This window comes from Novilysobacter selenitireducens (assembly GCF_020026895.1).
GTDB classification, from domain to species: Bacteria; Pseudomonadota; Gammaproteobacteria; order Xanthomonadales; family Xanthomonadaceae; genus Lysobacter_C; species Lysobacter_C selenitireducens.
Genome location: NZ_JAINZW010000002.1, coordinates 568,089 through 581,368 on the forward strand (window position 1 = coordinate 568,089; position 13,280 = coordinate 581,368).

Sequence of the window (13,280 nt, forward strand, 5' to 3'; positions counted from 1 at the left end):
GCGTGCGCCGCGGCGCGGGATCAGTCGCGAACCGGCGCCAGCGAGCCGTCAGAGGATAGCGTAAAGCGCGCCACGTTCGCTCGGATGAACGGCTCGAGGTCGATCGCTTCGCCCCCGCGGCGGGCTTCCACGGCCGCGGAATTGCCGAGTACCACGCGCCCGACTTCGCCCTTGTCGTAGCTCAGCCGTTGCCCCGGCTTCATCATGCCCTGTTCCAGCGCCTCGCCATCCCGCGAGAACACCTGCACCCAGCTGGGCTCGTTGAACTCCAGCGACAGGCCCGATGCCGGTGACGGCTCGACCCGCTTGCGCTGGGGCAGCGCCGCCATGGACGCGATGATGGGCGTGCGCTCCGCCGCCGGAAGCTGCTGCGGTACATCGCCCTTGCTGCCGGCACCGGTCGCGGTGGTCGTCGGGAGGTCCAAGGACTCCACCGCCAACCCGTTGGACAGGTGCGGGCGCGTCGCAAGCCAGACCGGCAGCGCGATCGCGACCGTCAGCACCACGTAGACGGCACGGCGCGCCAGTTGCTCGGCCACTACACGGTACCGCGGGACATGGGTGTGGCTGACGAGCTCGGGCGGCACGACCGGCTTGATCGGCGACTCCAAGAGCTCGTGCTCGATATCGACCTTGAGCAGCCGTGCGTAGCTGCGCAGCTGGCCCCGGACGAACACCGGTGCGCCCAGCGGGCTCCAGTCGTCGGCTTCGAGCGCACGCACGACGCGTACCGGCATTTTCAGCCGCGAGGCGACTTCCTCATGGGTGAGCCCGGCCGCCACGCGTGCGGCCTGGAGGCGCGCACCGCAGCCGTCGCAACCGGGTGCGACATCATCGGTCTGCTTCATCACCTGCTTTCTTCCCCCGTACCGGAGCCCGATGTGTTCGGGAACTCCGCCCTCATTCGCTGAACGTATCTAGCCGCTGCGGCCGTGTCGCCGAGCATTTCCTCAATCTGTGACGCAAGCAGCAAGGATGCAGCATCCGCCGGCGCCGCAGTCAGCCGCCGTTCAGAAAAAGCCCGGGCCTGCATCCCGTCCCCGCGCCTGTAGGCGCGCTCGGCCAACGTGGAGAGTGCGATTGGATTCTTCGGATCAAGCTCGATGGCCATCCGCAGGTACGCGGTGGCTCGTTCGTCCAGGCCGGCACGGTCGGCGCATCGGCCCGCATTTGCGAGCGCACCGGCGCGCGTCTGGTACCCCGGGCTGGCCACGGCCCGTTCGAACCACACAAGGGATTCCTGCTCCCGGCCGTTCGAACACAGCCACGTCCCGTAGTTGTTGAGCGTGCCGCCTCGGGTGGGCGCGAGCTCAGTCGCCTTGCGGTAGTACTCCCCGGCCCGAGCGGCCTGCCCCCGACGGTCGTGGACGACCGCCAGCGCCGTGTATCCACCCTCGGACGATGCGTCCAGCTTGATGGCGCTGCGGGCCTCGTCTTCGGCCTTGTCCAGCTCGTTCCGCGCCAGGTGGCCCCGCGCGCGCTGCAGGTGGGCGTCGGCCTTGCGCGCCGCGATCCTATCGCTGGATTCGCGTACCGTGACGTCACGCGCCACCTTATCGAAATCCCCCCGCTCCAAGCTGGGGCGGACGAAGGTCAGCCGGTTGCAGCCAGCGGTAGCCAGAAAGACCAACACCACGAAGCCCCAAGGCAACCGGTTACGCCCCCACGCCTTACGCCGCATCGCTGACTCCACCACCTTCAAGCGATTTACGGAACTCCGCCTGCCGGCGGGTCCGATCCATCACCTGCCCCTTGAGCTGCCCGCAGGCTGCGTCGATGTCATCGCCGCGGGTGCGCCGCACCGTGGTCAGGACGCGCGCATCCTGCAGCAGCTTCTGGAAGGTGCGGATGTCGGCCTCGGGCGATCGCTCGAAGCGCGTGCCCGGGAACGGGTTGAACGGGATCAGGTTGACCTTCGCCGCATCCTTCATCTGGACCGCGTTCTCGAACTGGCGCATCAGGCGGGCCAGTTCGCGCGCATGCTGCGGCTGGTCGTTGACGCCCTTCATCAACGTGTATTCGAACGTGATCGACGAGCGCGGCTTGCGGCGCACGTAGCGCTGGCAGGCAGCCATCAACTCGGCGATCGGGTACTTCTTGTTGAGCGGCACCAGCTCGGTGCGCAGCTCGTCGTTGGGCGCATGCAGCGAGACGGCCAGCGACACATCACTGACCTCGCCGAGCTTGTCGATCATCGGCACCATTCCCGCCGTGGACAGCGTCACGCGTTTGTTGGCCAGGCCGTAGCCGAGATCGTCGCGCATGATGCTCATTGCGCGCACGACATTGTCGAAATTGGCCAGCGGCTCGCCCATCCCCATCATCACGACGTTGGTCAGCTTGCGCTGCTGGTGCGGCACGTTGCCCAGGTGGCGCGCAGCCACCCAGACCTGCCCGATGATCTCGGCGGTCGACAGGTTCCGGTTGAAACCCTGGGTCGCGGTCGAGCAGAACTGGCAGTTCAACGCACACCCCACCTGGCTGGACACACACAGCGTCCCGCGGCCCTTGTCGGGGATGTAGACGGTCTCGATGGCGTTCTTAGGGTCCATGCCGAGCAGCCACTTGTGCGTGCCGTCGGCAGAGGGCTGGTCGTGCAGCACCATCGGCGCGCGCACTTCAGCGTGCTCGTGCAGCTTGGCGCGCAAGGCCTTGCCCAGGTCGGTCATGCCGTCGAAGTCGGTGACATGCCGGTGATGGATCCACTTCATGACCTGGTGGGCGCGATAGCGCTTTTCGCCCAGGGTCTGCTCGAAGAAGTCCTCGAGCGAAACGCGGTCGAGGTCGAAGATGTTGCGCTTCGACCCCGACCCCTTGGTGTCCGCGCTCCCCGCAGGCACCGAGCTTGCGCCGGAGTCCGGAGCGAGCGTGATGTCGATGCGTGCGTCTGAGGAGCTCATGGAAACCTGTATCGCCTGTGTTTGAAATCGATCAGCGTGCGTAGACGTCGGTGGCCGGAAAGAAATACGCGATCTCGATCGCGGCGTTCTCCAGGCTGTCCGAGCCGTGCACGGCGTTGGCGTCGATGCTGTCGGCGAAATCCGCGCGGATGGTGCCGGCGGCGGCATCCTTCGGATTGGTCGCACCCATCAGGTCACGGTTCTTCAGCACCGCGCCCTCGCCTTCCAGAACCTGGATCATCACCGGGCCGGAAATCATGAACTCGACCAGGGCGCCGAAGAACGGACGCTCGCGGTGGACGGCGTAGAAGCCCTCCGCCTCGCTGCGGGACAGGTGCTTCATCTTGGAAGCCGCGACCTTGAGGCCGGCCTTCTCGAAACGGGTGTAGATCTCGCCGATCACGTTCTTGGCAACGGCATCGGGCTTGATAATCGAAAGGGTGCGCTCCAGCGCCATGGGATGTCTCCAGGTGGGCGGGCCGCGGACCCTGCTTGAAAGGAGTCTCGCGCCCGAGGATAACAGAAAAACCCGCGCCGGGACGCGGGTTTAGCCGATATGGCTACGGTAATGCTATCGGATTGCGACGCGCTTTTGCAGGCCCGACGACCGGTTGTCCGCGAAAACAGGTCAACCCGTACGTTGGGGTTCAGCGTTGACGGCGACCCGTGCGCTCCGTAGCATCAAACAAGCGTTTGATTCACCCCCTCCCCATCACCTGACCATCCATGGCCACCTCTGCCCACTTCTCGACGAAGGACCGCATTCTCGGAGCCGCCGAGGAACTGTTCGCCCAGTTCGGCTTCTCCGGTACGTCGCTGCGCCAAGTCACCAGCCGCGCGGACGTGAACATCGCTGCCGTCAATTACCACTTCGGCAGCAAGGAGAACCTCGTCAACGAGGTGTTCCGACGGCGCATGGACGGCATGAGCGCCGACCGGCTGACGGCGCTGAAGGCCGCGGTCGAGCAGTCCCCGGGCGAACTGGAACCGATCCTTGCCGCGTTCGTGGAGCCCGCCCTGGCGCTGGCGCAGGATCGTCACGGTGGTGGCGCCTTCGTCCGCGTCGTGGCCCGCGCCTATGCCGAGAAGAACGACAGCCTGCGCAAGTTCCTGTCCGACCACTACGGCCACGTGCTGCGCGAGTTCGCCAAGGCGATCGCCACCTGTGTGCCGTCGCTGAGCAAGGAGGAGCTCTACTGGCGCTTGGACTTCCTCGCCGGAGCACTTACCTATGCCATGGCGGACTTCGGCCTGATCAAGCGGCCCACCGGCGTCAGCGAGAAGGCGCACCGTGAAAGGGCCGCGCGTGAACTGATCCGCTTCGCAGCGGCAGGCTTCAAGAGCTGATCTATTGCAACGGTGAAGTCGCGAAGGCCCGGCACTCGCAAGGGCCAGCTCGCAAAGAACGGCGATCAACATTATTTGTTTTCAAGGAGTTGCATAAAATGGCTGACAAATTGCTTGTGCGGCGTGCAGCAGTACTCGGCGCCGGCGTCATGGGCGCCCAGATCGCAGCGCACCTGACCAATGCGGGCGTGGACACGGTGCTGTTCGACCTGCCCGCAAAGGACGGCGACCCCAACGGCATCGTCAACAAGGCCATCGCCAACCTGGCCAAGCTGAGCCCCGCCCCGCTGGCCGACAAGGCGCTCGCCGAGCGGATCGTGCCGGCCAATTACGAAACCGGGCTGGAGCTGTTGGACGGCTGCGACCTGGTGATCGAAGCCATCGCCGAGCGGATGGACTGGAAGCAGGACCTCTACCGCAAGATCGCGCCGCACGTCGCTGACCACGCCGTCCTCGCCAGCAATACGTCGGGTCTGGGCATCAACGCGCTGGCCGACGTACTGCCCGACGCCATGCGCCCGCGGTTCTTGGGCGTGCACTTCTTCAACCCGCCCCGCTACATGCACCTGGCCGAGCTGATCCCGGCCAAGTCGACCGACCCGTCCGTCCTGGCGAAACTCGAAGCGTTCCTCACCACCACGCTCGGCAAGGGCGTAGTGATCGCCAAGGACACACCGAACTTCATCGGCAACCGCATTGGCGTTTTCTCGATGCTGGCGGCGATGCACCACACCGAGCAGCTGGGCCTTGGCTTCGATACCGTGGACGCGCTCACCGGCCCGGCCATCGGGCGGCCCAAGTCCGCCACCTACCGCACGGCCGACGTCGTGGGCCTGGACACGATGGCCCACGTCATCAAGACCATGGCCGATACGCTGCCCGACGACCCGTGGCACAAGTACTTCAAGGCGCCCAAGTGGTTGGCCGCCCTGGTCGAGAAGGGCGCGTTGGGGCAGAAGACCGGCGCCGGCTTCTACACCAAGAAGGGCAAGGACATCCTGGTCCTGGACCTGAAGGCGCAGGACTACCGACCCGTCGCATCGGACCTCGATCCGGAAGTCGCCGCCCTGCTGAAGGAGCGCGACCCTTCGAAGAAGTTCGCGGCCCTTCGCGCCAGCGACCACCCACAGGCCAAATTCCTTTGGGCCTGCTTCCGCGACACGTTCCACTACACCGCGTATCACCTGGAAAGCATCGCCGACACCGCGCGCGACGTGGACCTGGCGATCCGTTGGGGCTATGGCTGGTCGATGGGTCCGTTCGAGACCTGGCAGGCCGCGGGCTGGAAGCAGGTCGCCGAGTGGATCGCCGAGGACATCGTCTCCGGCGATGCCATGAGCAGCGCCGCCCTCCCCGACTGGGTGTTCGATGGCCGCGAGGGCGTGCACGTAACCGAGGGCAGCTACAGCCCGTCGCGCGAAGCCAGGGTGCCGCGTTCGGCAAACCCCGTATACGGACGCCAGAGGTTCCCGGACCCGCTGCTGGGCGAGCGGTTCCCGGAAGGCCGCACGGTGTTCGAGAACGACGGCGTGCGGATGTGGGCCGACGAGAACGACGACATCGCCGTGGTCGGTTTCAAGACCAAGATGCACACGGTCAACAACCATGTGCTGGACGGGCTGCAGGAAGCCATCGGCGTCGCTGAGCGGGATTTCGCCGGCATGGTGATCTGGCAGCCGAAGGAGCCGTTCTCCGCCGGCGCCGACCTCGCGGGCGCCCTTGGCCTGTTGCAGGCCGGCGACGTCGCCGGGTTCGAGGCGATGGTCGCCAACTTCCAGGCGACCAGCCAGCGCATCAAGTACGCGCTGGTGCCAGTGGTCGCTGCCGTCCGTGGCCTGGCCCTGGGCGGTGGCTGTGAGTTCCAGATGCATGCCGCGCGCAGCGTGTTCGGGCTGGAGAGCTACGTCGGGCTCGTCGAAGCCGGTGTCGGCCTGCTGCCGGCCGGCGGTGGCCTCAAGGAGTTCGCGGTACGTGCCTCCGAAAAGGCGGGACCGAACGGTGACGTGTTCGCGGAGCTGAAGGTCGCGTTCGAAAGTGTCGCGATGGGCAAGGTGTCCACGTCGGCCATGGAAGCCCGCAACCTCAAGCTGGCCCGCGATACGGACCGCATCGTCTTCAACGCGCACGAGCTGCTCCACGTCGCCAAGGCCGAGGCCCGCGCACTCGCCGAAGGCGGCTACCGTCCGCCCATGCCGGCGCGACGCATCCAGGTCGCGGGCGACGTGGGCATCGCCACGTTCAAGATGCTGCTGGTCAACATGCTCGAGGGCCGCTTCATCTCGCCGCACGACTATGAGATCGCCAGCCGGATCGCCACCGTGATGTGCGGCGGCGAAGTCGACCGCGGCGCACTTGTGGACGAAGAGTGGCTGCTGAGGCTGGAGCGCGAGCACTTCGTCGCGTTGGCGCAGATGCCGAAGACGCAGGAGCGCATCGCCCACATGCTCAAGACGGGCAAGCCGCTCAGGAACTGAGCGGCGGTTCCACCAGCGAGACTTCCCCAATTTCGCAGGGTCGCAGTGAATCGGGCCAGCCAAGCTCCATCGGCCGCCCCGCCACCGTCAGGCCCCGCCTCCGGAGAGACACCATGAAGCAGATCCAGGATGCCTACATCGTCGCCGCCACCCGCACCCCGGTGGGCAAGGCGCCGCGCGGCGTGTTCCGCAACACCCGCCCCGACGACATGCTGGCGCATGTGCTCAAGGCCGTGGTCGCCCAGGCGCCGGGCATCGACGTCAACCGCATCGACGACGCGATCATCGGCTGCGCGATGCCGGAGGGCGAGCAAGGCATGAACGTGGCGCGTATCGGCGTGCTGCTGGCCGGCCTGCCCGACACCGTCGCCGCGCAGACGATCAACCGGTTCTGTTCGTCGGGCCTGCAGGCCGTCGCGCTGGCCGCGGACCAGATCCGGTTGGGCAATGCGGACCTGATGCTGGCCGGCGGCACCGAGTCTATGTCGATGGTGCCGATGATGGGCAACAAGGTCGCGCTCTCCCCGTCCGTGTTCAAGGACGACCACGTGGCGATCGCCTACGGCATGGGCATCACCGCCGAAAAGGTCGCCGAGGAATGGAAGGTTTCACGCGACGACCAGGATGCGTTCGCCCTCGCCTCCCATCAGAAGGCCATTGCCGCCATCGAGGCGGGCGAGTTCAAGGACGAGATCAGTCCCTACGAAGTTGTCTCCGGCAATCCGGACCTCGGCGCGAACACGGTGCGGATCCGTCAACGCATGGTCGATACCGACGAGGGTCCGCGTCCGGACAGCTCGCTGGAAGGCCTGGCCAAGCTCCGCCCCGTCTTCCGTAACGGCCAGTTCGGCGGCACGGTCACTGCCGGCAACAGTTCCCAGATGAGCGACGGTGCGGGTGCCGTGTTGTTGGCGTCCGAACAAGCCATCAAGGACTACGGACTGACGCCGCTGGCCCGCTTCGTCAGCTTCTCGGTGGCGGGCGTGCGGCCTGAGGTCATGGGCATCGGCCCGATCGCCGCGATCCCGAAGGCGCTGAAGCAGGCAGGACTGACCAGGGACCAGATGGACTGGATCGAACTCAACGAGGCGTTTGCCGCGCAGGCGCTGGCGGTGATCCGCGATTCGGACCTGGACCCGGCCAAGGTGAACCCATTGGGCGGCGCCATCGCGCTGGGCCACCCGCTCGGTGCCACGGGCGCGGTGCGCACGGCGACGATCGTCCATGGCCTGCGCCGCCGCCAGCAGAAGTACGGCATGGTGACCATGTGCATCGGCACCGGCATGGGCGCGGCGGGCATTTTCGAGTCGCTGTAACTCACGCCGCCGGGCTGTCAACTCGCGCAAGCCGCCCGCGACACGGGCGCTCGTTATCCCGAGCTCTCCCGTCCGGCTTTCCATGCATCGCGCGCCTGGTGCCACCAGTACGTCAACTGCGCGCCGACGAAGCCGGCCGGCTTCAGAGCCGACACCAATCCGTAGTCCGAGAATTCCCGCCACCGCGTGTCGTTCTCGGCGATCGCGGCGGCCAGCAGTTCGCCCGCGAACGTCGTGGGCGCCACGCCATGGCCGCCAAAGGCCTGTGCCAGCCACAAGCCGTCTTCGATGCGGCCGATCTGCGGCATCTGGTGGCGGGCATAGCTCATCAGCCCTGACCACGCGTACTCGATGTCGACGTCGTGCAGCTGCGGGTACACCTTGATCAGGTCGCGCCGCAACAGGTTTTCGACGGCCGCAGGCGATCGATCCAGCACCGAGATTCGCCCGCCCCACAGTAATCGGGTGTCGGGCAGTGGCCGGTAATAGTCGAACGCGAAGCGGGTGTCGTAGACCGCCGCGCGCGTGCTCATCACCGACTCCAGGCGTCCGCCCAGTGGCTCGGTCACCATCACGTAGGTAGCGATCGGCATCACCGAAGCGTCCACGGCCCGCCGCAGCCCCGCAAGGTAACCGCCACAGGCCAGTACGACCTCGTCGGCCACGACGCGCCCGCCCGGTGTGTCCACTTGCCAACGGGAGCCTAGGCGCTTCAGCGACAGCGCCGGGCTGTGTTCGTGCACCCGCCCGCCATGCCCGACGATCTGGTCCGCCAACCCTTGGACGTAACGGAGCGGGTGGAAATGGAATCCCCGGCCCTCCATCAGGCCACTGTGATAGCGGTCGCTGTGCAACTGCTCGCGCAGCTCGTCGCGCCCCAGCCATTCCCATTCGACGCCGAAGTGATCGGCAAGCAGCCGCTGTCGCTCACGCAGAACGCGCTCGTCGCGAAACCAGTTCGCCCAGATCACCCCGGCTTCCACCGGCTGGCAGTCGATGCCGTGGGTATGGATGCGGCGTCGTATCAATTCGACGGCCTGCGACGTGCCGCCATACAACCCGCGGGCGCGTTCGGGCCCGAGGTCGCGCAGCAACGCATCTTCACCGCGCGAGAACCCCCCGAAGACGAAGCCTCCGTTGCGGCCGGAAGCACCGTGTCCAACGCGATCCGCTTCGAGCACGACAATGTCCCGCACGCCCCGCTCTACCAGGCCCAGCGCGGTATTGAGCCCGGCAAGCCCGCCGCCGATCACGCATACGTGCGCGTCAGCGGGGCCGCGCAGTGCCGCGTGGCCGGCGTCGCCAGCCGCGGTTTCAAGGTAGTACGAACGCATGGCGTCACCGGGAACTGGATCCGCATGGTCGCCCGCTTTTCATCAAGCCGGCAACCCGTGGGCCTCGCCTATTCCAGCTCGGTGACCCCGAGCTCCTTTAGCGCGTCCTGCATCAGCTGCTGGGCGGCGTCGCTGAGCTTCTCGTGATCCAATGCATACCGGATGGTCGCCTCGATCAGCCCGATGTGGGTACCGCAGTCGAACCGGGTGCCCCGGAACCGGTATGCATCGACCGCCTCTTCCTTCAGCAAGGCGGAAATTGCGTCGGTCAGCTGGATTTCACCGCCAGCGCCCGGTCGGGTCGACTCGAGGAAGTCGAAGATGCGCGGATTGAGAACGTACCGACCGACGACCGCCAAGGTGCTCGGGGCGACTTCGGGCTTCGGCTTCTCCACCATGGCGGTGATGCGGCCCCGGCGATCTGCGAAATCGTCCGTCGCTACGATGCCGTAACTTCCCGTCTTTTCTCGCGGAACGTCCTGCACGGCAATCACGCTGGAGCCGCTGGCCTCGGCCGTATCCGCCATCTGCTTCAGCGCTCCATCGCCGCGGTTCCAGATGACGTCGTCGGGCAGGATTACCGCGAACGGCTCGTTGCCGACTACCGGTTTGGCGCACAGCACTGCGTGCCCCAGACCCAGGGCTTCGGCCTGTGTGACGAAGATCGCGCGCACGCCTTCGGGCAACACGTTGCGGACGAGTTCGAGCTGCTCGGTCTTGCCGGCCCGCTCAAGCTTCTGTTCGAGTTCGTAGGCCTTGTCGAAGTAGTCCGCCACCGCGTGCTTGTAGCGGTTGGTGATGAAGATCAGCGTGTCGCAACCCGCCTCGATGGCCTCGTCGACCGCGTACTGGATCAGCGGCCGATCGATGATCGGCAGCATTTCCTTCGGGACCGTCTTTGTGGCCGGGAGGAACCTAGTACCCAGGCCGGCGACAGGAAAGACGGCCTTGCGGATACGGGGATGAGCGTGCGACTGCGTTGAACTCGATGACATCAAACCTTCCTGGCGTTGCGGGCGGGGAATGCAACGACGGTGGTCGAATCCTGTGCCACGGCAACCTGCTCGGTCATCGGATTGAAATCCGGCACCGTCGAGCGCAACAGGCTAGCAAGCGTGGTGCGGTCATAGCGTGCAGACGCGTCGCGCATCGCCAACAGGGCCGACTCGATCTCCGAGGCCGCAATCTGCCGCGGCTCCGCCTGCAGGATCTTGGGATGCCCGGTCGCACGGTAGCGCTCGTCGGCGTGGAACAGCGTTTCGTGAAGCTTTTCGCCGGGGCGCAGGCCGGTGTAGACGACCGCAATGTCGTGGCCGGGCTGCTTGCCGGCCAGGCGGATCATCTGCTCGGCCAGGATGCGGATCGGCACGGCCTCTCCCATGTCGAGGGTGTAGATGGCCTCGTGGGTACCGATCGCTGAAGCCTGGAGGATCAGCTGGCACGCTTCGGGGATCGTCATGAAGTAACGGGTGACGTCCGGGTCGGTCACCGTGACCGGGCCGCCATTCCGGATCTGTTCGCGGAACAGCGGCACGACACTGCCGGCCGAGTCCAGCACGTTGCCGAAGCGAACCGTCACGAACCGGGTCGAGCTGCGCTCGGCAAGTGACTGGCACGCCATCTCGGCAAGCCGCTTGGTAGCCCCCAGGACATTGACCGGATCGACCGCCTTGTCCGTGGAGATCAGCACGAAGGTGCCCACGTCTGACTTGAGACACGCGCGGGCAACCGTTTCGGTGGACAGTACGTTGTTGCGCACCGCTTCGCGCAACTGCGCTTCCAGTAGCGGCACCTGCTTGTAAGCGGCGGCGTGGAACACGGCCTCGGGTTGGGACTCCGACAGCGCATGCCCGATGACCGCGGGATCGCCGCAGTCGCCCAGCACCTGTATGAACTCCACGTCGGGGAAGTCCCGCCTCAGCAGCGACTCGGTGGTTGTCAACGCCAGCTCGTCGATTTCGACCAGTGCGATGCGGCGGGCACCATGCCGCGCGCATTGGCGACAGAGCTCGGAACCGATGGAGCCGCCTGCCCCCGTGACCAGCACCGAACGCGCGCCCAGCCAGTCGCGGATCGACTTCCAATCGGGCAGGACGGGCTTGCGGCCCAGGAGATCCTCGATCGCGACTTCCTTCAGTTCGCCCGGGAGAGAGCGGCCCTCCAGCACGTCGGCCAGGCGCGGCACCATGCGGAACGGCAGCCCGGTACGTTCACAGGCCACCACCACGCGCTGCAATGCCGTGGCATTGGCCGACGGCATCGCGATGACGAGAAGGCCCGCAGCCGACTCGCGTGCGACCTCGGTGACGTCCGACACGCGGCCCAGCACCGGCACCCCTTGGACTTTGGTTCCGCGCAGGCGACCGGCATCGTCAAGGAATCCCACGGGCTGGTATGTACCGAGCCGGCGCAGGTCACGCACCAACGCTTCGCCCGCGTGGCCCGCGCCAAGGATCAGGATGCGAACCGAGCGCTCATGGCCGCGTTCATTGCGGCTGTCCTTCCACGCGCGGTACATGAGCCGCGGCGCGCCGAGCATGCCCATCAGGACAAGCGGGTACAGGACCAGCACAAGCCTCGAGACCATGTCGAGGCGGTTGTAAAGGAACAACCCTACGGCGATGGCCACCATGCCGAGGGCGCTGGCCTTGAGGATGTTCCAGAGGTCGGGGACGCTGGCGAAACGCCACAGGCCCCGGTACAGGCCTACCTGCCAGAACACGACGCCCTGGGCGGCCAGCACCAGCGCGACTTCGGTGCTCCAAAGCGGAATCGCCGGCGGGTTCGGGATGATGCTGTAACGCAGCCAATGCAGGCCCAGCCACACCACCCACACCATGGCCAGGTCGTGACCGACCACCGCCAACCGGGGCAATGCACCACTCCATCGGTCACGCCAGGCATTCATTCGAAACGTTCCTTTTCCTTTAGCGCGATCACGCCCCCACGGCCGCGCCTCTGGAGCCATAGCCACACGAAAGCGGCGGACGTATACCACGCCAGCACGAAAGCCGCCATGAAAAAAGGCCCGCGTCCGGATCCGATCAGGGCCAGCGATGCGACTCCCCCGGCCAATGTGACGGCACCGTACGCAATCGTTACGCGCGCATGTCCCGCGCTGCTGGCCCAGACCTGGTAGGCATGCTGGACATGGGGCGTCCACCACCGTTCACCTCGAATGACGCGCCGGCCCAGCGTCAGCCCGGCGTCGACCAGAAAGGGCGCTGTCGGCAGGAGCAACCAACCGGCAGCGTCCGGTTGTGGAAGCGCGGCGAGGACCATCAGCGCCCCGACGCCGTATCCCAACGTTCCGCTCCCCACGTCGCCCATGAAGATACGCGCAGAGGGGAAGTTGAACGGCAGGAACCCCACGCAGCCGGCCACGAACGCCCAGCCCAGCGCCGCGGCGGGGCCGCCCAGCACCAGCGCGAGCATCGCCGACACCAATACGGCCTGGCTGGCAGCCAGGCCGTTGATACCGTCCATGAAGTTCCAGACGTTCGTGAGGGTCACGATCAGGCCGAAGCCCAGCACGACCAGCAGCAGGCTGCCCGTGGCCATCCAGACGGGTGCAAGGAACACCGCCACGGCCAGGCAGTGGACCGACAGGCGCAGCCAGGGCGACAGGGGCCGATGGTCATCGACCCAACCAACGCCTGCGACCATCGCAATGCCCACGCCAAGCGCGGTCAGCCAGGGGGCGTGCAGCGGCTCGCGCAGAGCCAACGCGATGCACGCGACCAGCAGCACGGCGACGATCGCGATGCCGCCGCCGCGCGGCGTGCGGACCGCATGGCTGCGTCGCTCTCCGGGTTCGTCGACCAGGTCTCGCTGCAGCGCATAGCGACGCGCGAGCCACGTGCCCGCCGCGCCCATCAGGAAGAACACCGCCAACCAGCCGATCATCAG

General features: G+C 66.5%; 11 protein-coding genes. 3 read left to right on the forward strand and 8 right to left on the reverse strand.

Annotated elements, in window-relative coordinates:
* Window positions 1-20 precede the first annotated feature (20 nt).
* The 4 genes from K6753_RS06375 to ndk are packed head-to-tail and all read right to left on the reverse strand — an operon-like array spanning window position 21 to window position 3,357.
* Window positions 21-848: a helix-turn-helix domain-containing protein gene (locus K6753_RS06375; RefSeq protein ID WP_223675445.1), complete on the reverse strand. Its 828-nt coding sequence runs from the start codon at window positions 846-848 to the stop codon at window positions 21-23.
* Window positions 848-1,681 carry a type IV pilus biogenesis/stability protein PilW gene (pilW, locus tag K6753_RS06380; protein ID WP_223675447.1) on the reverse strand — a complete coding sequence of 278 codons (834 nt, stop codon included), beginning with the start codon at window positions 1,679-1,681 and terminating at the stop codon, window positions 848-850. Before pilW ends, K6753_RS06375 begins: the two co-directional genes overlap by 1 nt.
* Window positions 1,671-2,900, reverse strand: a complete 1,230-nt coding sequence (gene rlmN / locus K6753_RS06385) for a dual-specificity RNA methyltransferase RlmN (RefSeq protein ID WP_223675449.1) — start codon at window positions 2,898-2,900, stop codon at window positions 1,671-1,673. Before rlmN ends, pilW begins: the two co-directional genes overlap by 11 nt.
* A gap of 31 nt (window positions 2,901-2,931) precedes the next feature.
* Complete coding sequence (gene ndk / locus K6753_RS06390) at window positions 2,932-3,357, reverse strand: nucleoside-diphosphate kinase (protein ID WP_223675451.1); 426 nt, start codon at window positions 3,355-3,357, stop codon at window positions 2,932-2,934.
* 269 nt (window positions 3,358-3,626) lie between these two features.
* Between ndk and K6753_RS06395 the strand changes: the two genes are divergently transcribed.
* From K6753_RS06395 to K6753_RS06405, 3 genes are all read left to right on the forward strand, one after another.
* Window positions 3,627-4,247 carry a TetR/AcrR family transcriptional regulator gene (locus K6753_RS06395; protein WP_223675453.1) on the forward strand — a complete coding sequence of 207 codons (621 nt, stop codon included), beginning with the start codon at window positions 3,627-3,629 and terminating at the stop codon, window positions 4,245-4,247.
* A 98-nt stretch (window positions 4,248-4,345) separates the two neighbouring features.
* Window positions 4,346-6,721 carry a 3-hydroxyacyl-CoA dehydrogenase/enoyl-CoA hydratase family protein gene (locus K6753_RS06400; RefSeq protein ID WP_223675456.1) on the forward strand — a complete coding sequence of 792 codons (2,376 nt, stop codon included), beginning with the start codon at window positions 4,346-4,348 and terminating at the stop codon, window positions 6,719-6,721.
* A gap of 113 nt (window positions 6,722-6,834) precedes the next feature.
* Window positions 6,835-8,037: an acetyl-CoA C-acyltransferase gene (locus K6753_RS06405; protein ID WP_223675459.1), complete on the forward strand. Its 1,203-nt coding sequence runs from the start codon at window positions 6,835-6,837 to the stop codon at window positions 8,035-8,037.
* A gap of 53 nt (window positions 8,038-8,090) precedes the next feature.
* Here K6753_RS06405 and K6753_RS06410 read toward each other — a convergent pair whose 3' ends face one another.
* The 4 genes from K6753_RS06410 to K6753_RS06425 all read right to left on the reverse strand — a co-directional run bounded on the left by K6753_RS06410 (window position 8,091) and on the right by K6753_RS06425 (window position 13,277).
* The gene (locus K6753_RS06410; RefSeq protein WP_319936650.1) at window positions 8,091-9,290 is read right to left on the reverse strand and encodes an NAD(P)/FAD-dependent oxidoreductase; all 1,200 of its coding nucleotides are present in this window, start codon (window positions 9,288-9,290) and stop codon (window positions 8,091-8,093) included.
* Between the two features lie 149 nt (window positions 9,291-9,439).
* The gene (galU, locus tag K6753_RS06415) at window positions 9,440-10,366 is read right to left on the reverse strand and encodes a UTP--glucose-1-phosphate uridylyltransferase GalU (RefSeq protein ID WP_223675722.1); all 927 of its coding nucleotides are present in this window, start codon (window positions 10,364-10,366) and stop codon (window positions 9,440-9,442) included.
* A complete protein-coding gene (locus K6753_RS06420) occupies window positions 10,366-12,279 on the reverse strand; it encodes a polysaccharide biosynthesis protein (protein WP_223675461.1) in 1,914 nt (637 codons plus the stop codon). The genes galU and K6753_RS06420 overlap by 1 nt, the downstream gene beginning before the upstream one ends.
* Window positions 12,276-13,277 carry an MraY family glycosyltransferase gene (locus tag K6753_RS06425; protein ID WP_223675462.1) on the reverse strand — a complete coding sequence of 334 codons (1,002 nt, stop codon included), beginning with the start codon at window positions 13,275-13,277 and terminating at the stop codon, window positions 12,276-12,278. Before K6753_RS06425 ends, K6753_RS06420 begins: the two co-directional genes overlap by 4 nt.
* Window positions 13,278-13,280 lie beyond the last annotated feature (3 nt).